Source organism: Streptomyces sp. NPDC107517 (genome assembly GCF_055582645.1).
On the sequence record NZ_JBVJPM010000065.1, the window covers coordinates 1 to 18,227 of the forward strand.

Here is an 18,227-nt window from a genome sequence, read left to right on the forward strand (position 1 = left end):
CGAGGACGCCTCGCGAGTGCGCACCGGCACCGCACCCCGCGCCATGGCCACGCTGCGGAACCTGGCTATCGGACTCATGCGCCAAGCAGGCTGGAGCAACAACGCCGCCACAGTCGATCACTACCGGTCGCCCCCCAGCACGCAACCGCCACGCTCAGACTCACAGTTTGAGAACGCATCGCCCCTGTACCCGGGAGGTTTCGAGCCATCCCCGTCGGGCGAATGGCCGACATCACTCAATCAAGTTCAGTAGCAATCCGCTGCTCCCGCGGGATAATCGTGTGCAGACAAAAGCGAGACCCGGGGGGAATCGGCCGTGACCACGAACCGACCGACCGCGTGCTCGCCTCAACTGCAGGCGCTCGGGCGGCAGGATCTTCTGCAAGTCGCCGCCGAACACTGGCGCTAGCGTGACTGCAATCTGCGCCACGTATCCCCAGCCCGGATCGGACGGACGATAGGAGGGACGCAGGATGCAGACCCCCGTGAAGGCGCTCACCGTCTCCACCTCGGCAAGCCTGGTCATGGTCATCGCAATGACCGCGGCCGGCGTCGGGCCGGCGTGGCTGTGGTGGACCACTTGGGCCGCCCTCGCTGTCGGCACCGTGGCCTGCGTGGTCGCCGACCGCCGACTGAACACGTGACCGTCTGAGGACCTCCGGAGCACCCCGCCATCGCCCCCTGGGTTCTGCTCCTCGTCGCAACACCCGGCCCACGGGAACACGACGGCTTCGAAGCGGACGGCACGAAGCCGACCCCTGGTCGACGAGCGACAGGATTCCTTCAGCTCGTCGGCCAGGATGTGAGCATCAAGGAAGTTACTGAACGCTTCAGAATGACGTCGCAGAGGGCGCAGGCACATCAGACTGCACTGGTTGCGGTTCGCCGAGGCCGAACGGACCATCCCCGCCGGCGCGGGGGCGATCTGTACGTCGCCTCAAAGTATGGTCCATCGCCGCTGCCAGCCCTCGTACAGGGGTAACCGGTCCCGATACGTCTCGTCACCTGCATGCTCCACGATCAGCATGTCCAGGCTGCAGGAGTCGGACCGGACCACTGGCCTGGTCGCAGAAGCCATGCATCCAGAGCAGCAGCCACGGCGTGTGACGGGGCGTGATCGCCGAAAGTATTCGAAATTGCTCACCAGCGACGGTTCAGTTCAGTGATTCACTCCTGTCCTGTTCCAGATGACTGTGGTCAGGACAAGGTTCTGACCTGCGATGCCTACAGATGATTGGTACAGGAGAGTGGCCAATGTCCCGCTCAACTGTAATTACGGTGATGGATTGCCCGCGGAGCCAGGCAGCAGCGTTGGGCCGACCCCGTAGACAGGACATGGAGAACCAGGTCACCACCTGGCGCGCAGCACGCCGTCACTGTCAGGTAGAGCAACGTGGAACAGGGGGTGGCGCTCGTCGACGGCCAGGGGCAGGGAGCAGGCCGTCCTCGCGCCTGCCACCAAAGTGGTGAGCTGCTGGTGGTGAGTCTCGTCGACGGTCACATGGCGAATCGTTCCGTTCGCCGCCTCCCAGACGAAGTCCACGGATTCGTCCTCGGGCAGCGCGGCAAGGACCGCATCGACATCAGGGGTGAGGTCGGGCCAGACGGTCAGGAGCGCGCGTGGGCCGAGCGCGGCGCGCACGGTACCGAGGTTATTCTCGGTGAGACGGTGCCAGCGGGTGGCGTTGCGGAGGTAGGTCTCCTCCAGGAGGAGCGTCTGCGGTGCGGCCAGTTCTGCGCGTACTCGTTCCCAGAACTCCTCGTCCGCAGCCTGTGTCACCTCTGGTTCCTCAAGGTCTGTGGCGTAGGGCGAGGACGTGATCGGTTCCGCGAACAGGCCCAGCTCGCGGGTCCGGGTGACGGCTGCTTCGCACGGCTGGTCGCTGCAGACGTACACATACTGATCCCACCCGACGTGCACGGTGAACGTGCCCTGCTGCTCCAGCCGGCACCAGGCGCCCTGGTCACGGAGCATGGCCCGGACCAGCTCCAGTGCGACAGGCACCGAGACCACGGCACCGTCGTAGTAGCCGGTAAAGTCGGGCGGGAACAGCCCAGCGAGGCCGTGCCCGTCAACCGGCGCCTCCAGGCCGAAGTTAACGAAGCCGGTGACCTCCGGTTCACGGATCTCCAGCCGGTCAATGCCCGACTCCTGCGCGAAGGCGGCGATCGCCTCCAAGTAGGACGCCTCGACCGGCCCGTGGTCACTCACCGTGTCCTCAGCGCCGTTGTAGTGCCCACGCTCGTCGCGGTCGGCAGGGTTGTACTTGGTTATCCGGTAGGCGAAGGACGGCGGCACGCTGCTCCCTGGACTGTTGGAAGGGGATGTCAGCGTAGTTCGTGACAACGGCCTGCCGGGTTCCTGCCACGACCTCCGCTCTCAGCCCCCTCGGCATGAACGCGTACTCCTATCCGTCGCAGTCACAACAGCCCAAGCTTTCGAGCTGACATCTGCGAAGCCCGCCTACACATGACCGGGACGCTGACGCACCCGCCTCCAGAAGAGCCGGACTGCCTACACAACGCGGGGACAGGACCGCTCCTCCGGGCCACCGCGCAGAGGGTCACCAGCGACTCGCTCGCAAACTGTCGTGCTTGTGACTGAGCGCTTCAGAGGGCGTTAAGTCCGTTTCTGGTAGCGGCCTCGTCCGGGCTGGGTGAGGAAGCCTTGTCGAGTGAGGCGTCCGAGGCGGCTGCGGGTGACGTTCATGGCCGGGTCATCTGTGGGCATGCCGAGGAGTTCGTGCAGCTCACGGACCCGGAACATCTGGTCGGGGTGCTGGTTGAAGGCATTCACGATGGCCTGGTAGGCGGAGTTCAACTCGGGTGGATCGGGCTCGGTCCCGGCCGGTGCGAGTTCGACGATGACCTTCCGGGCGATAGCCAGGTCCGCAAGGCACGCTTCGGTCTCGGTAAGGGCGGCGGTGAAGTGCTCAATCTCGTCGCGTAGTTCACCGGCCCGGGCGGTGGCCTCGTCGTGGCGGGTCTGGAGGTCCGCCAGGAGCTCGGTGATGTTCACGCAGCCATCCCAAGGGTGTCGCGCCAGGCCGGGGCGGGTGCGGTGAGGCGGCGGGTCATGTTCGCGGTGGAGGCCCAGTAGACGCGTGAGGCGGAGGTGTCGGGCCGGTGGTCGTACTCCCGGGCGAGGCGCCGGTGCAGCATCAACGTGCCGTTGACCTGCTCGACCACCCACCTCTTCGGCTGTGGGACGAATCCCTTGCCCTGGTCGTCGGGGTTGCGGCGGACGACCTCGACGTCGATGTCCAGCAGGGCGCCGTGGATGATGACCTCGTCCTTGAAGCCCTGGTCCACCAGGGCCTTCTCCAGGCGCATCCCGCAGCGTTCGGCGGCCTGGTCGAGCAGGGCGGTGCCGGCGGTGTTGTCGTGGGCGGAGGCGGCCAGCACGACCACGCCGATGACCAGCCCCATGACGTCCACGGCCAGTCCCCGCTTGCGGCCCGACACCTTCTTGTTGGCGTCCAGCCCCGTCGTGGTCTTCGGGACACCGGCGGCCGCGCGCACGGACTGGGTGTCGATGATCACGAGGGACGGGTCCTCTAATCGGCGGGCTCTCTCCCGCACCTGGCAGCGAAGGAGTTCCTGGATCCGCTGGTCCAGCCCGTCCTCGCGCCACAGGCCGAAGTAGTAGAACACCGCCGACCAGGCCGGGAAGTCATGAGGCAGAAAGCGCCACTGACAACCTGTCCGGTTCTGATAGAAGATCGCGTTCACGACCTCTCTCAGGTCGCTGGACCCGGGGTCCCCGGTTGCCGAACGTGCCACCCTGTCCTGCTTCCAGGCCGTGATCATCGGCTCGATCAACGTCCACTGCCCGTCCGATAAGTCACTGGGATACAGCTCTCGCTCCATGCGCGCATCTCAGCATGGACATGTTCAGCGGATGGCCTGCACAACGATCAATGCCACGATCGAGTGATCACTGTTGGACGACTCTCTGTATGAGCACGTAGGCGGTGGTTCGCGACAGCCGCGGTGGACATGAGTGCTGATCTTGATGGGCAGTCTGATCTTGCTTCGTGCACGACGACACGGTGTGCACGAGGTGGAGGTATGGAGTGCTCATCGTCGACACCGATGTCGTACGCGTTGAACGCCGGCTGCGGGCGGGTGAGTTGGCCTGTCCGTCGTGCGGGGCGGTCCTCGTGCCGTGGGGGCATGGCCGGCCGCGGGAAGTACGCGGTGATCTCGGAGCCCGTTTCTTCGTACGTCCTCGCCGGTCGAGGTGTTCGGGCTGCCAGGTCACGCACGTGCTGCTGCCGGAGACAATCTGGCCGCGCCGGGCGGATGCGGCCGAGGTGATCGGGACCGGGCTGGAGATAGCGGCCCTGGGCATGGGGCACCGCCAGGTCGCCGCCCATCTGGGCCTGGCCGAGGGCACGGTCCGCGGCTGGATCCGCCGCTTCAAGAGCCGGGCCGAGGACGTTCGCCGGTATTTCACCGTCACCCTGGTCGCGCTCGCCGACGACCCCGTGATGCCCGATCCGTCCGGGACTGCGCTGGCGGACGCCGTCTCGGCGGTCGTGGCCGCCCATCGGGCGGCCACGACGAAGTGGTCCCACATGAACACCGTGTCGCGGTGGGCGTTCGCCGGCCGAGCGATAACGGGACGCGTTCTGACCTGCTCTCTTCCTGCTAGTTGATCAACACGGGCCGCCCCTGGGCGGCGATCGGAGGCGCCGGAAGTCTTGATCGTGTCCGTCCGCGAGAGACGGAGACGGTTCGAGATGCGAGGTGAGGCGCGCGCATGGCACCGAGTGAGGACGAGGACCGCCGCCGGGCGGAGAAGGCCCGGCAGATCGGTCTGTTCCGCTATGCCCTGATCCAGGACCTGCTGGACAACAGTCTGACGACCCGCGAACGCGGCCGTCTGGCACGGGAGTTGGCCCAGAAGGAACACACCGATCCCTTCGGCCGGCAGGTGAAGGTGTCCCGGGGCACGATCGACCGGTGGACGCGGCATTACCGCGGCGGTGGGTTCGCCGCCCTGGTCCCCGAGCCGCGCAAGGCGGTCCCGAGGACGCCACCGGAGGTGCTGGAGCTGGCGGCCGCGCTGAAGCGGGAGAACCCCGGCCGGACGGCCGCGCAGATCCAGCGGATCCTGCGGACCACGCAGGGCTGGTCGCCGACCGAGCGCACGCTCCAGCGGCACTTCGTCAACGCCGGGCTGACCGGCGCCGGCGCGGGCGAGACGGGGGTGTTCGGCCGGTTCGAGGCCACCCGCGGCAACGAGTTGTGGACCAGGGACGCCCTGCACGGGCCGAAGATTGCAGGCCGCAAGACATACTTGTTCGCCTTCATCGACGACCACTCCCGGGCAATCGTGGGGCACCGGTTCGGGTTCGCCGAGGACGCCGTCCGCCTCGCCGCGGCACTACGGCCGGCGCTATCGGCCCGCGGCGTCCCCGAATCGATCTACGTCGACAACGGGAGTGCCTTCGTCGACACATGGTTGCTGCGGGCCTGCGCGTCTTTGGCGATCCGGCTGACCCACTCCCGCCCGGGACGGCCGCAGGGCCGGGGCAAAATCGAACGGTTCTTTAGGACCGTGAGGGATCAGTTCCTCGTTGAACTCGATGAGGAACGTGTCGGTCAGATCGAGCATCTCGCCGAGCTGAACAGGCTGTTCACCGCCTGGGTGGAGACGGTCTATCACCGCGCGGTGCACTCGGAGACCGGGCAGGCACCGATCGAACGCTGGCTGAGTTCGATTCCCAAGCCGCTGCCGCTGCCCTCCACGGCGGATCTGCGGGAGGCGTTCTTGTGGTCGGAGTTCCGCACCGTGACGAAGACCGCGACGGTCAGCCTGCACGGCAACTCCTACGAGGTCGACCCGTCGCTGGCCGGGATGCGGATCGAGCTGGTCTTCGACCCGTTCGACCTGACCGACATCGAGGTGCGGGCCTCCGGCAAGACTCTGGGCAAGGCCGTCCCGCATCACGTCGGCCGCCATGCCCACCCCAAGGCGAGCCCGGAGACACCGGCCGAGCCGGCGGCGCCGACCGGGATCGACTACCTCAAGATCCTCGACGAGGCACACGCCGCCAACACCGCCAGGGGCATCAACTACTCGTCCCTGATGGACGATTCACGGGGCCAGCAGTGAAGCCGACCCGGGCCGAGGAGTTGTACTTCGACCCCGAACCCGACCTGTTCATGCTCACGCCCCGCGAGCTGGCCGACCGGGCCCTGGCCCTGGCGGGCCTCTGCTGCCGCCGGGCTGAACAGGACGCCGGCACCCTCGACACCCCCGCCGTCCGCACCGCATTGCGGGCGGTCCGTCTCGCCGTCCGGCTCGGGCAGCGGGCCGCTGCCGACGAATCGGACGAACTCGCCGCCGCCCAGGCCCAGCTCTGCCCCTGCCCGAGGAGGATTCCTTGATCGACCGTGTCCAGGGCTACTACGGATTCACCCGCGTCCCCTTCGGCCGGGACCTGGCCCCCTCCATGCTCCACCAGCACAACTCCCACCGCGAGGCCGCGGCCCGCATCGCGTGGTGCATCAACAACAAGGCGATCGGCGTGGTCACCGGCGAGGTCGGCGCGGGCAAGACCGTCGCCCTCAAGGGCGCCGTCGCCTCGCTCGACCCGGCCCGCTTCACCGTGATCTACCAGCCCAACCCCGAGGTCGGCATGCGCGGCCTCTATGACCGCATCGTCACCAGCCTGGGCGGCACCCCGAAATACCAGTCCGCCGCTCTCGCAGCTCAGGCGTCCGCCGCGCTGGCCGCCGAGGTCGACGAACGCGGACGCACCCCCGCGGTCGTCATCGACGAGTCGCACCTCCTCGACCACCAGGAGCTGGACGCGATCCGCATGCTCACCAACTACGACATGGACTCCACGACGCCGTTCGCCGTGTTGCTGATCGGACAGCCGACGCTGCGGAAGCGGATGAAGCACGGCGTCCTGGCGGCCCTGGACCAGCGGATCGCGATCAGCTACCAGATGCCGACCATGACCAAGGACGAGACCGCCAGCTACATCAAGCACCACCTGACGATCGCCGGACGGTCGGACCCGCTGTTCTCCGACGACGCCGTCGACCTGATCCACCTCACCAGCCGCGGCCTGCCCCGATCAGTCAACAACATCGCCCTGCAGTCCCTCATCGCCGCGTTCGCCGACGAGAAGAGCATCGTCGACGAGTCCTCCACCCGCCTCGCCATCACCGAGACACACGCGACAGAGTGACCACGAAAGCGACACCGTGACCACGAAGACCCCGGCGGCCTGACGGCCGCCGGGGTCGTTTCATCCCGCTCCGTCGACAACCAGCACGTCGCCCTCATGCACATCTTCAGCGTCGCTCAACACCGGACTCGCCTGCAGCGCTCATGATCACTCCTTGGGTGACGGGGAAGAGCGGGCCCCATCAGCGAAACAGGACCCGTCACCCTCTGCATCTCGATCAATCACCCACTGCTATCTACGCAGTTGGAAAGCCCACGCGGACCGACTTGCGTGCCGGTGCGGACACGGTCTGAGCCTCGCGCCCGCCGCGTCTGTCCTGACGGGAGAGGTCAAAAGGCGCCGCGTAGTCGCTCTGCGCGTGCTACTCGCCAGAGGTAGCCTAAGAGAGTAGCGGCACACGCGTAACGATGCTCTGAACAGCGAAAACACCATGGGCGGCCTCATGGAGATGCCCCCTCTCCGGAGGGGGCCTCTCCATGCCTAGAGGCCTCCCTCGGCCGGCACGTCAGCTGGGCCGGACGGTCAGGTTGGGCCCCCGGTCGGCAGCCTCGGGTTACCGGGCAGGTCGGCGAGGCTGCCGGCCGGTACAGCGGGTGCGGGGATGGACCCGCACCCGCTGGCCTATCGGGTGGGCCACGGACACCTGCCTGCCAGCCTGGCCCACTCCCCATCCACCTGCCCCGGCACGACACGCCCCTGCGCCTTCCAGCGGGTGACCAGCTGCGTGAAGATCGGCTCAGCCGGCGCTGGAGGAACCGTTTCCTCGCGGCCGGTGACCGGATCGGGCTGCTGGGTTGTCGTGGTCACGTAGTGCTAACGCGCGAGCCCGGCTGCAGTCACCCGTGGGATGCCTCCACGTGTCGCTCAGTGGCTCCGGTCCCACGGGATCGGATACGAGACGGTCGGCGTCGGCCTCGGCCGCGGCCTGTCCCAGTGAGGGAACTTCACCGGATACACGGCCGTCGATCGAGGCCGGGGCGTCGGCTTTCCGGAGCCGTCCGCGCTGCCACTCCCCGAGGTGCCGGCGAAACCGACGACCACCAGGGCGATGGTGGCCAGAACGCTCATCTCCCGCCGCGCGCCGGCCGGCCACCGCGAGTGCTCCCTCACCCTCGTGCCGTCCGCACGGATGTACTCCCTCACGCGCACCATGTGGCCACTCCCCCATCCAGACCCCATGCACCCCTGCGCGCACGGGACCCACCAGGAAACCAGCCACCACCGACAACACATCAGGAATTGTGGCCAGTTGCGGTTCCCAGAGACCAGATCCGGTCACGGCCTGAGCCCGCGCACCCGCCGCACCTGACCTGCCAGAAGTCGCGCATGCCCCTCGCCCCGGAGGTAACCGACGGCCGTCAGCTCAGGCGAGGTGCTCCTCGTCGGCACGGCTGCCGACTCCGAGGGTCCGTCGCGGCGCCGGGGCTGTCTCTGTGGGGCCTGCGAGCACGCCCCGGGCACGCAGCTCGGCAACGTCTGGGAGGCGGATGCCTGGCAGGGCGTCGATCAGGTCGGCCTGCCAGGCGCGGATGGTGCGCGCGGCCTGGGGCCCGGAGCCGGTCACTGCGCGGGACCCACCACAAAGTGGTGGCGTCAGGCGATATCAGCGACGCGTCGGGATTTGCCTGCGGCCTCGCCCACTCGGTGCCCCGCCGCTTCATGAACTGGGCTTGCTGCGGGTGGCACCGCCGCGACCGCGCAGCGTGGCGCCTGCCTCGGTGAGGAGACGGTGGACGAAGCCGTACGAGCGTTTGGTGCTGTCCGCGATGCTCCGGATCGAGGCGCCGCCCTCGTATGCGGCCTTCACGTCCGCGGCGAGCTGGTCGCGCGCCGCACCCGTGATCCGCTTGCCCTTGTCCATGACCATCCCCCTCACGGTTCGAAGGACGATCATCGCGCACCTGGCGGCCGCCCGTCAGGGAATCAGCCGGGTTCCACCGCCAGCCGTTCGCATCGGAGGCGGGCGCACGCCGGCGAGAGGTGACTGCGGACCGGGAGGTGGCGCTGCCATTGACTCTCGCTGCCCCGGCGCGGGTGCGTCGTCAGGACGTCAGGGGCACGGCGCGGGTCAGGGGCTCGATGTCGCCGTAGAGGGCAGCGTGCAGGGCGGCGGCCAGTTCACGGGCCCGCCCTTCGCTGTCCACGTCGTACAGGACGAAGCAGACGGGGCCGGCAAAGGAGTCGGGGCGGATCTCGTGTGCGTGGATGAGGCGGATGACGGCCTCGCGCACCGCGTCGTACCCCGAGGTGTCGATGGTGTGCTGCGGGGCGGTGAGCGTGTCGGCCTGGACCATCCACCGCGGGCCCTGGCGCTCCACGGCGATGAACGCGACGCGCTGGTCTTTGGCGGCCTTGCACGCCTCGCGGAGGGCGTCCAGACCGGTCGCGTCCGGGATCCGGTCGGCGGGGCAGGGCGTCGGCAGCGGCTCCATGACAAGCATCCTCCCAGCAGACAGACAACAGCGCTGTGCGGTGACGCGCAGCGTGTCCCCACAGGCAGGACAGGCGATGAGAGGGTGCGTCAAAGCGGTCCCGGTTCCCTTCCCGGGCCGCGTTGACCGACAGCCCCGGCCGCCCCTCGGGTGCGCGACCAGGGCTTCGTGCCGGGGGCGGTGTTCCCGCCAACGAACCGAGATGATGAACTGGCCGGGCTGCCCAAGCGACGGGGTCACCAGTCTCGGTGCCACCAACGGGCAGCCAGGAGCGCAGCGCCGGCGGGCGCCTCGCCGCTTCACGGGGGTGCGGTGCGGGCGCGGTGGGGGTCACGCCCGCACCGCGCGGACAGCCATCGCCGCACACCCGACCGAACAGCCGCCCACGCAGAGTCCGGGTCACCGGCCCTGCGTGGCATGGAAGCGACGCGACCTGCCGAGGGCAGCCGTGAACTGCGATAACGCCACCCAACTGTCATCCTGGAACGCCGGACAGACCAGCCCCGCGCCAGCCCTCCGGGACGGAGCACGGCCCGAAGACAGCTGTGCGGGGCCGGCCCCTTCCTCCACATTCCACCACCATCACCTTGGCGTCGAAGGTCAGTAGTTGAGGCGGGCGCGGAGGAGGTTCGGATCCGGCGGGCTGCTGAAGTAGGCCGCGCTCAGTACGTAGACAGTCTTGCCCAGCCGTCCCTGGGGGGACACGGCCACGGAAGACGGAGTGTTCAGCCCGTCCTGGCGGGTGAGGACAGTCTTGTGGCCGCCGTTCGGGTACACGAGTACGACGCGGCCGGTGTCGCCGTTTGGTGGGGTGCTTGTGTCGTTCCCTGCGACCAGCGCGGCGAGAACCGTGTTGCCGGGCCCGGTGAATGCGAAGTCGTCGATCCAGTTGAGTCCGGTCGCCCTGGTCTGGATCTTGCCAGCGGACCCGTCGCGGAGAGCCGGAATTCGCAGGAGAGTCCCTTGGGTGGTGTTGGACACCCATACGGCGCCGTTGTGGACCCTGAGGCCGTTGGGGCCAGCGGGGAGGCTGGCACCGGGGGATGGCTGGAGCGCGGCCCCGGACGCCCAGACCCTGGGTGTGCCGCCCGCCTGCGGGACGCGCCAGACGACTGCGCCCACCGTGTCGGCCACGTAGAGCACATGGCGCTTCTCGTCGAGGGCGAGGCCGTTGGGGAGCGCGTTGGTCGGATTCGGAAGGTGCGCGATCTGGACGGGCAGGCAGCCGGGAGTGATTCGCCAGATGCCGGTCTCGCTCGTTCCGGTGGCGTAGTTGACGTACAGAGTGCCGTCGCTGGCGCGCGCGATTCCCATGACTGCGGCCTGGCCGAGGATGGGGGTGTGTGGCTCGGACACGGCGGGCAGAGTCGCGCGGACCGTGTAGGAGTCCCCGCGGTTGGTGACGTGGACGACCTGCCGACTCAGGGAAAACGTCATGTCCGCGGCGCCGTCGGGTTCGAGGACGATGTTTTCCGGCGTCTGCTGAATTGCGTTGTTGAAGGTGTAGTGCGCCACGACGCCCGCGTCGGACAGGGGCGGCGCGACCGCCGCCGATGTGGTGCCTGTCCCCAGCAGGGTGAGAACTGCGGCTCCCGTGGCTGTCGCGGTGACAATGGCCGCCAGGCGTGAGAGTCGGAACATGGGCCTCTCCTTGGAGGTTCAAGGTGCCGGGGGTTCAACGGCACACGAAGAAGGTGACGGCCCATCAATCCGAAACGGCGGTAGGCACGGCCGGACGATCGCCCGTTCGATGCACCGTTAGGAACCCGCCTGGTGGGGGACGCCATGGCCGTCGAGATCTTCGGAGCCGACCTGACCCACATCGTGGACCTCTGGTACAACTTCTCCCTCTGCGGGAGCGGCCCGGTGCGTTCGACCGCTTCTGCCTCGAGGACGTTCTCCACGGCTACTACGTCCGTCTGCGGCCCGTGGAGGAAACGCAGCAACTCGCCCGTGTCCACGCCCTGTACGGGCCCGGCATTCCCGCCTGGCAGGTCCTCATCGCCGACTTCCTACGAACGGTTCCCCGGCGACCCTGGATACAAGGGGCGGTGAACACACGTGCCGCCCCCGTGCTCGACGACCTCGCCACCGTCGCCCGCCGCGCCCGGTCCCGCCTCGAGCCCGCCTCGGCCGCGACGGACGCACGATCGAACTACCCGACCCGTGCCCATGGTGCTGAGCGACGCTCACCGGACATACCCAGTCCGGGGGCGAGCCGTCTGTGTCCTGCTCGACCGGCGAAGCGTGCCGGGCGCCCGTCCTGCTCGACCGATCCGGCGCATGTAGCGGGGGCACGGACCTGGTCGGGCTGTGGGCCGCCCTCGACGCGCGCCGCCGCAAGGCCACCGGGGCGAAGATCAGCCCCTAGCTCGTGCTCTCGCCCTGCTGAGAGGGGGCTGGCTCGGCAGCCGATGGGGCAACGGGGGCGCGGGAGTTCCGCTCGCGTCGGGCTATCAAGACCGCGGCCACGCCGGTGAGGGGTGTGCCCATTCCGGTCGTGAGCGCGCCCAGAGCGTTGACCATGTCCGAAGCACTGCTGGCCTGAGGCTCGGGATGGGCGGAGGGCTCGCCTCCGGAACCGTCCGTGGGTTCCCCAGTGGGCTCCTCTGTCGGTTCAGTGGGCTCGCTTCCGGAACCATCCGTGGGTTCCCCAGTGGGCTCCTCTGTCGGTTCACCCGTGGGGGAGGAAGTGCCGGATGGCCCCGGCGTGGAGGCAGTGCCTGGAGTGGCACGGCGCGCCGCCGCCCCGGGGAGAGTGGTTGTTCACGAACAGCGTGATGAGTCCGATGCAGAGCAGGGAGACACCCAGCACAATGAATCTGAGATAGCGCGAACTCCCGCTCCGCGAACCCGACTTGGATGGCATACACATGAACATAGTCACGGCTGGTGCGCGGGGACAACATCAACGTCAGTGGTCAGTCTCCTCGCCACCAGCCACCCAGTAGCCGACCACACACACCGCGGGCCCGTTCCGGCGACCTCACCGTCGTAGCCCACCGCAGGGAGCAGCCCGCGGCGTCAACGGCCGCAGGGGCACCACGAACCGGCCCTCGGTTCCCGCACCGCCCCCTGCAGCAGGAGCGACTGGGGGCGGAGCACGGCCGAATGACAGCCGGGGCGCCCAGCAGTCGGGCGCAGCCGAGTGGTTCAGCGGGCGATGACAGCCAGGCAACCGCCCTCGCCCTCACCCTCACCCTCACAAAGCCTGACCAGCTACACCACTCCAGCGGACGTGACCCCCGGTCGTCGTGTCCGCCTCCCCGCTTGTGGTGCGCGCCCTGCGCCCCGGGCCGACCTCGGCCAAGTGCTGGGAGACCCGCGCGGCGAGGGCTAGTGAGTGTCTGTGAGAGGACGATCCGCCCATCGGGTAGACGCACCGCGAGATGCCGGGGGCGTGCCGCAGGGCCCGTGTAGCCGACGACATCGCAGTCCTCTGTGTGCGTATGCCTCTGCTTGCGCCACGCGCGTTTTCCTCCCTGGCATGTGCCCCTTTCAGCTTCCACACCACGCCTTGTGCACAGACGGTCATTGACCAGCCCTAGTTCAACTGCTCGGGCGGTCTGCCGGGTCAGCACACCAGGGGCAGGAAGATCATGTTGGCTTTGTCCATGAGAACGAGAAATGACAGCACCTGGGTGGCTTGCTGACGTCCTGACGTGATCATCTCCCAGATGGCCACCGACTTCGGCGGCCCGCGATGCCTTCGGGAAACGTCTTCAAGGTGATCATGATCATAGGCTGTGGGCGGCCACTCGCTCGCCCTGGCCTCGGTCCTCCCGGGTCGCCGGTACGGCGGCACCACCATCGAGCAGCCGGACGCCGTCGGGTGGGGCGCTCCCGCGGAGGTCTCCAGCACCAAGGCGTGACAGGGCACCATCATCCCCTCGGGGGCATCTCATTGGATACCGAGATGCCCCCGAGGGTCTTTTGCATACGCGCCGTTCGAAACCCGGCCAGGGCACTCGCGGCGTATCACCGTGTTCGCACCGCACCCAGTTGAGAGCGGTCGAGGCCCGGGTCCGTGAAGCCCCGCGCGACAGTGTGCAGCACACGGGCCATCGCCTGGGCCGCCGGCGTGCTGGCGCGCTGGACGGGCCTGGCCAGGAGGATGCGGCGGACCGGGGCGATGTCGCTGGCCGATTGCTCGCTGGACAGGGAGAGAAGGCGTACATCGCTTCTCCGGTTGGTCAGAGCCAGTCGAGGGGCGAGGGCCAGGCCGAGACCGGCGGCGACCATGGCCTGGGCCTCCTGGTAATCATGCGAGGCGTAGGCGATACGCGGTTCGAAGCCCGCCTGGCGACAGGCGCGGCGCAGTACGTCCGCGACGGGATGGTTCTCCGCGCGGATGATCCACTCCTGGTCCGCCAGGTCGGACAGCCTTACGTGATCGGAGCTGACCAGTGGGGAACTGGTGGGTACGACCAGCACCGTCGGGTCCTCGAGGAGCGGCGTGAGGATCAACTGGTCGTCGTCGACACGGTTCCAGTCGTAGTCCCAGAGCAGCGAAATTTCCACCTCGCCTGTGTGCAGCATCTCCCGCAGCTGGGCGAGGACTCCGGCGCGTACGACCGTGCGCACCTGCGGGTGTGCCCGGCGGAAGCGGGTCAGGGCCAGGGGCAGCAATGAGGCACTGGCCGTCGGGAAGGAGCCGAGGGTCACTACCCCGCGGTCCAGATGCCCGAAGGCCTCCAGGTCGGCTTCCGCAGCCTGGAGTTCACGGCGGATGACGCGGCCTCGCTCGGCCAGCGCGGCGCCTGCGGCGGTGGTGCGCGCGCCCCGGGGCAGCCGCTCGATCAGCGGCTGTCCGGCCTCGCGCTCGAGCAGGGACATCTGTTGGGAGGCAGCCGAGGTTGTCATGGACAGCGCCGCGGCGGCGGCGGTCAGCGAGCCGCGCTCGGCGACCTCGGCGAGCAGCAACAGTCGGCGAACATTGAGCATGCAGTGAGTTTAGTTCAGCTAAACCCTACTCAAGGAAAGAGACATTGTGCTCAATCCAACGGCTCTGCGAGAGTCGGCGCAACGCAGCGGCCCCGCACCCGTTGTGCTGAGAGAAGGACGCTCTGACATGCACGTTCCCGCAACCCTGGTACGAGGTGGGACCAGCAAGTGCTGGCTCTTCCCCCAGGTGCACATGCCTACCGACCGCGACCGGATCGAGCGCATTCTGGTCGACGCGTACGGCGCGGCAGACCCCGTTCAGCTCGACGGAATCGGCGGCGCCACCCCCACCACGTCCAAGGCCGCCGTGGTGGGGGCCAGCGCCCGCGAGGGCATCGACATCGACTACCTCTTCGCCCAGGTCGGCATCGGCACCGGCACGGTCGAGTGGGGCAGCAACTGCGGCAACTGCGCGACGGCCATCGCCCTTTACGCCGTGGCCGAGGGCTTGGTGCCGCTCAAGGGCGAACGCACTGCGGTGGTCATGCGCAACATCAACACGGGCGCCGTGCTGGAGGCCGAGGTGGACACGCCGGGCGGCCGGGTCCAGGAGTTCGGTGACCGCACGGTCCCGGGCACGCTGGCCGGCGGCGTACCGGTGGGACTCGCCTTCCGCGACCCGGCGGGGACGACGACGGGCCACCTGCTGCCCACTGGCCTGCCTGCCCAGGAGCTACCGATCAGTGAACTTGCCGGCGGTGTCAGGATCCCGAACTCCGGGGCACCGCTCATCGTGAGCATGCTGGACGCCGGTGCGCCGGTCGTCCTGGTGGACGCTGTGCGAGCTGGCCGGACCGGGGCCGAGACGCTGGACCAGATGCGTGCCGAGACGTCCTGGCTGCGCGCGACGCGCCATGCCGCCGCCGTCCGCATGGGGCTGGTACAGCCCCGAGCCGAGCCGGGCGACGCCGTTCCCAAGACGGGCCTCATCGGCCCTCCCCTCGCCTACACAACGACCCTGGGCGAGCATGTGGCCGCGCACGAGTACGACGTGTCGGTACGAATGCTGTCCATGAACTCCCCCCACCCGGCCATCGGCCTCACCTCCGCGGTCGCCGTGGCCGCGGCCAACCTTGTCGAGGGCACCGTGGTGGCCAACGCCTCTACCGCACCCGGCGGCCGCGTCCTGCGCATTGGCACGCCGGCGGGTGTCCTGGCCGTCGAGTCCTCGGGACCCGGGCCCGACCGGGTCACCGTCGCCCGGGCCGCACGCATCCTGTGCCAGGCCCGCATCCTCGTACGTGACCTGGCCCTCCCGGCAGCCGCCTGACCCCTGCCGTCCCCCGGTGAGCCGCATACACCAGGCCCCGCAGCCTCCCTTCGGGACTGTTATTCACCGAACTCCGGCCGCACCGGCAGGCCGCGGTCACCGCCCGCGCCCGCGTCCTGAGCATGACCTTGTCCGGCTGCCTCTCGACCTCCTCGATCAACAACGCGGACAGATACGGGAACAGCTCCAAGACCACATCACGAGAGCACGCGATGCATGATCGCGAACAACTGGCACGACCCGCTGAAGCATCCGCATCACAAGATCGTCGACAGAACCAAGATCAGGGACGGGAAGGTCGCGAACCGTCCGATATACGTGGTGATGGCGGTGACCGTGGACGGCACCCGCGACATTCTCGGCATCTGGGCCGGTGACGGTGGCGAGGGCGCGAAGTACTGGCTGCACGTGTTCACCGAGCTGAAGAACCGGGGCCTGGACGACGTGCTGATGCTGGTCTGTGACGGGCTCAAGGGCCTTCCCGAGGCCGTGGAGACCGTCTGGCCGCGCACGATTGTCCAGACGTCATCCGTGCACACTCCTTGGTGGCGGGACTCTCCCGCCGGTCACCGCGCCAGCGGGAGAGGACCTATGCAAACGTGTCGCCTTCGAGGCCCACATGCAGACCTGTCCCTCCCGCTGGAGGCGGGCCACGAACTGGCCAGCGGGAGTTGCGCTTCGAGCGCCGAGATGAGGTACCAGCGGGGCCGCCAGGTCGGTGACCAGGACCGACAGGACGGAATCCATGAACCACTTGACACCCGACAACGCCACGGATGTGACCGGGGTGTTCGCTGGCCTCGACTGGGGCAACGCCCATCAGCAGCTCTGCCTCGTGGACACGGCCGGCCAGGTCGTGCACCAGGGCCGCTACGCACACACTGCTGACGGCCTCGAGCGTCTGGACCGGCATCTGCGTCGTCACACGCCCCTGACCGGGATCGCCATCGAACGCGGCGAGGGCTTGCTGGTCGAACGCCTCCAGGCCGCGGGCCACCGCCTCTACTGCGTCTCCCCGAAGATCTCCGCACGAGCGCGGGAACGCTACCGAATGGCACCGAAGAAGGACGATGCCTTTGACGCGTTCGTGCTGGCCGACAGCCTGCGCCACGAGCACGGGCACTGGCGGCCGCTGCCGGTGGCATCTCCGCTGCTGGCCGAGTTACGAGCCGTTATCCGCGACCGTGAGCGCGTCGTCTGGAACCAGCGCGACCTGGAGAACCAGCTGCGGGCCATCCTCGAGTCCTACCACCCGGCCGTGCTCCACCTGTTCTCCTCCCTGGACCGCGACATCAGTCTCGCTTTCGTGCAGGACTACCCCACCCCCGAACAGGCCCGTCGCATCGGGCCCGAGCGGATGAAGGCGTTCATCGGCCGACACGGCTACTCCGGCCGCACTCGCCCCGAGGTGCTGGTGGAACGACTGCGCACGCACCTGCTGACCGCAGCCCCGGGCACGGTCGCCGGCAAGCAGCTGACCGCGGTGCTCTTCGCCGAACAACTCGCCCTGCTCAACGACCACATCCGCGTGCTCAACAAGCGGGTTGACGCACTCCTCGCCTCTCACCCAGACGCACCGATCTTTCTCAGCTTCCCCTGCATGGGACGCTCCTGCGCAGCCACTTTGTTGGCCGAGATGGGCGAGGACCGCGACCGCTTCCCCACATCGGCCACACTGATGGCTGAGACAGGCGTCGCCCCTGTCACCCGCTCATCGGGCCGCACCCGGCAGGTCCGCTTCCGCTACGCGACCAACAAACGCATGCGGCATGCGGTGGACTGGTGGGTCTTCAACATGACCCGAGAAGTCCCCTGGGTCCACGAGACATATGAGCAGGCCAGGACCCACGGGCAGCCACACCATCGCACCATCCGCGGCCTCGGTGCCCGCTGGGTCCGCGTCCTCTGGCGCTGCTGGCAGGACTCCACCTGTTACGACCCTGACCTGCACCCTGCCGCCCGGCAGGAGGACACCCTGACCAGCTGAGATGACCCCCTACGCATCCGCGGAAGATCTCACCAGGTTCCGCGGCACTTTGCCATGCCCACGATCCCGACGCATCCGTCACCGCCTCCAACTGCTCCCATAACCAGGAAGGTTGACAGTGGGAGTCTGTGTGGTTCACCTCCTGCGGAACTCGTTCCGTTACGCCGCCCGTCAGGACTGGGACAAAGTCGCCAAAGCCCTCAGGCCCGTCTACACCGCACCCAGCGAGGACGCCGCCACCGAGCGGTTCCTGGAGTTCCAGGAAGCGTGGGGCCAAAAGTATCCGGCGATCGTGAAGCTGTGGTCGGACGCCTGGGCCGAGTTCGTGCCCTTCCTCTCCTTCGACGTCGAGATCCGCAAGGTCATCTGCAGCACGAACGCGA

Annotated in this window: 16 protein-coding genes and 2 pseudogenes; 10 read left to right on the forward strand and 8 right to left on the reverse strand. The window is 68.3% G+C overall.

The genetic code is table 11. The annotated features are described in order from the left end of the window. Positions 1-473: 473 nt before the first annotated feature. Positions 474-644, forward strand: coding sequence for a hypothetical protein (locus ACZ67T_RS45040; RefSeq protein ID WP_469992723.1), 171 nt, complete (start codon positions 474-476; stop codon positions 642-644). 704 nt (positions 645-1,348) lie between these two features. Here ACZ67T_RS45040 and ACZ67T_RS45045 read toward each other — a convergent pair. The 3 genes from ACZ67T_RS45045 to ACZ67T_RS45055 all read right to left on the reverse strand — a co-directional run bounded on the left by ACZ67T_RS45045 (position 1,349) and on the right by ACZ67T_RS45055 (position 3,870). Then, positions 1,349-2,299, reverse strand: coding sequence for an RNA-binding protein (locus ACZ67T_RS45045; RefSeq protein WP_469992724.1), 951 nt, complete (start codon positions 2,297-2,299; stop codon positions 1,349-1,351). A gap of 321 nt (positions 2,300-2,620) precedes the next feature. Further along, the gene (locus tag ACZ67T_RS45050; RefSeq protein ID WP_469992726.1) at positions 2,621-3,019 is read right to left on the reverse strand and encodes a hypothetical protein; all 399 of its coding nucleotides are present in this window, start codon (positions 3,017-3,019) and stop codon (positions 2,621-2,623) included. Beyond that, entirely contained in the window at positions 3,016-3,870 is an 855-nt protein-coding gene (locus ACZ67T_RS45055) for an IS5 family transposase (protein WP_469992728.1), read from the reverse strand. The genes ACZ67T_RS45050 and ACZ67T_RS45055 overlap by 4 nt, the downstream gene beginning before the upstream one ends. A 206-nt stretch (positions 3,871-4,076) precedes the next feature. Between ACZ67T_RS45055 and ACZ67T_RS45060 the strand changes: the two genes are divergently transcribed. From ACZ67T_RS45060 to ACZ67T_RS45075, 4 genes are all read left to right on the forward strand, one after another. Next, positions 4,077-4,661, forward strand: coding sequence for a DUF6431 domain-containing protein (locus ACZ67T_RS45060; protein ID WP_469992730.1), 585 nt, complete (start codon positions 4,077-4,079; stop codon positions 4,659-4,661). Between the two features lie 104 nt (positions 4,662-4,765). Next, the gene (locus ACZ67T_RS45065) at positions 4,766-6,124 is read left to right on the forward strand and encodes a DDE-type integrase/transposase/recombinase (protein ID WP_469992732.1); all 1,359 of its coding nucleotides are present in this window, start codon (positions 4,766-4,768) and stop codon (positions 6,122-6,124) included. Further along, positions 6,121-6,399: a hypothetical protein gene (locus ACZ67T_RS45070; protein WP_469992733.1), complete on the forward strand. Its 279-nt coding sequence runs from the start codon at positions 6,121-6,123 to the stop codon at positions 6,397-6,399. Before ACZ67T_RS45065 ends, ACZ67T_RS45070 begins: the two co-directional genes overlap by 4 nt. Continuing rightward, complete coding sequence (locus ACZ67T_RS45075) at positions 6,396-7,211, forward strand: ExeA family protein (RefSeq protein ID WP_469992735.1); 816 nt, start codon at positions 6,396-6,398, stop codon at positions 7,209-7,211. The genes ACZ67T_RS45070 and ACZ67T_RS45075 overlap by 4 nt, the downstream gene beginning before the upstream one ends. A gap of 1,363 nt (positions 7,212-8,574) precedes the next feature. On the opposite strand, the gene ACZ67T_RS45080 is transcribed toward ACZ67T_RS45075, so the two are convergent. The 4 genes from ACZ67T_RS45080 to ACZ67T_RS45095 form a co-directional block, all read right to left on the reverse strand. Further along, complete coding sequence (locus ACZ67T_RS45080; RefSeq protein ID WP_469992737.1) at positions 8,575-8,775, reverse strand: hypothetical protein; 201 nt, start codon at positions 8,773-8,775, stop codon at positions 8,575-8,577. A gap of 93 nt (positions 8,776-8,868) precedes the next feature. Then, positions 8,869-9,078 carry a helix-turn-helix domain-containing protein gene (locus tag ACZ67T_RS45085; RefSeq protein ID WP_469992738.1) on the reverse strand — a complete coding sequence of 70 codons (210 nt, stop codon included), beginning with the start codon at positions 9,076-9,078 and terminating at the stop codon, positions 8,869-8,871. A gap of 175 nt (positions 9,079-9,253) precedes the next feature. Then, positions 9,254-9,643 (reverse strand): hypothetical protein, encoded by a 390-nt coding sequence (locus tag ACZ67T_RS45090; protein ID WP_469992740.1) that lies wholly within the window; start codon positions 9,641-9,643, stop codon positions 9,254-9,256. 600 nt (positions 9,644-10,243) lie between these two features. Next, a complete protein-coding gene (locus ACZ67T_RS45095; RefSeq protein ID WP_469992742.1) occupies positions 10,244-11,284 on the reverse strand; it encodes an SMP-30/gluconolactonase/LRE family protein in 1,041 nt (346 codons plus the stop codon). A gap of 2,105 nt (positions 11,285-13,389) precedes the next feature. On the opposite strand from ACZ67T_RS45095, the gene ACZ67T_RS45100 reads away from it, so the two are divergent. Continuing rightward, positions 13,390-13,515 carry a hypothetical protein gene (locus ACZ67T_RS45100; protein WP_469992744.1) on the forward strand — a complete coding sequence of 42 codons (126 nt, stop codon included), beginning with the start codon at positions 13,390-13,392 and terminating at the stop codon, positions 13,513-13,515. Between the two features lie 106 nt (positions 13,516-13,621). Here the strand turns inward: ACZ67T_RS45100 and ACZ67T_RS45105 are convergent, their stop codons facing one another. Then, a complete protein-coding gene (locus ACZ67T_RS45105) occupies positions 13,622-14,587 on the reverse strand; it encodes a LysR family transcriptional regulator (RefSeq protein WP_469992746.1) in 966 nt (321 codons plus the stop codon). Positions 14,588-14,714: 127 nt separating this feature from the next. On the opposite strand from ACZ67T_RS45105, the gene ACZ67T_RS45110 reads away from it, so the two are divergent. The 4 genes and pseudogenes from ACZ67T_RS45110 to ACZ67T_RS45125 all read left to right on the forward strand — a co-directional run. After that, positions 14,715-15,857: a PrpF domain-containing protein gene (locus tag ACZ67T_RS45110; RefSeq protein WP_469992747.1), complete on the forward strand. Its 1,143-nt coding sequence runs from the start codon at positions 14,715-14,717 to the stop codon at positions 15,855-15,857. A 279-nt stretch (positions 15,858-16,136) separates the two neighbouring features. Next, positions 16,137-16,394, forward strand: a pseudogene (locus ACZ67T_RS45115) (transposase); the annotation flags it as partial. Positions 16,395-16,602: 208 nt separating this feature from the next. After that, on the forward strand, positions 16,603-17,844 hold the full coding sequence (locus ACZ67T_RS45120) for an IS110 family RNA-guided transposase (protein WP_469992749.1): 1,242 nt from the start codon (positions 16,603-16,605) through the stop codon (positions 17,842-17,844). A gap of 127 nt (positions 17,845-17,971) precedes the next feature. Next, positions 17,972-18,227: pseudogene (locus ACZ67T_RS45125) on the forward strand (transposase); the annotation flags it as partial.

Bases quoted from the DNA above. Each gene is read 5' to 3' on its own strand.
- ACZ67T_RS45095 (WP_469992742.1), bottom strand. From the start codon at position 11,284: ATGTTCCGACTCTCACGCCTGGCGGCCATTGTCACCGCGACAGCCACG.
- ACZ67T_RS45090 (WP_469992740.1), bottom strand. From the start codon at position 9,643: ATGGAGCCGCTGCCGACGCCCTGCCCCGCCGACCGGATCCCGGACGCG.
- ACZ67T_RS45110 (WP_469992747.1), top strand. From the start codon at position 14,715: ATGCACGTTCCCGCAACCCTGGTACGAGGTGGGACCAGCAAGTGCTGG.
- ACZ67T_RS45085 (WP_469992738.1), bottom strand. From the start codon at position 9,078: ATGGTCATGGACAAGGGCAAGCGGATCACGGGTGCGGCGCGCGACCAG.
- ACZ67T_RS45055 (WP_469992728.1), bottom strand. From the start codon at position 3,870: ATGGAGCGAGAGCTGTATCCCAGTGACTTATCGGACGGGCAGTGGACG.
- ACZ67T_RS45120 (WP_469992749.1), top strand. From the start codon at position 16,603: ATGAACCACTTGACACCCGACAACGCCACGGATGTGACCGGGGTGTTC.
- ACZ67T_RS45040 (WP_469992723.1), top strand. From the start codon at position 474: ATGCAGACCCCCGTGAAGGCGCTCACCGTCTCCACCTCGGCAAGCCTG.
- ACZ67T_RS45105 (WP_469992746.1), bottom strand. From the start codon at position 14,587: ATGCTCAATGTTCGCCGACTGTTGCTGCTCGCCGAGGTCGCCGAGCGC.
- ACZ67T_RS45065 (WP_469992732.1), top strand. From the start codon at position 4,766: ATGGCACCGAGTGAGGACGAGGACCGCCGCCGGGCGGAGAAGGCCCGG.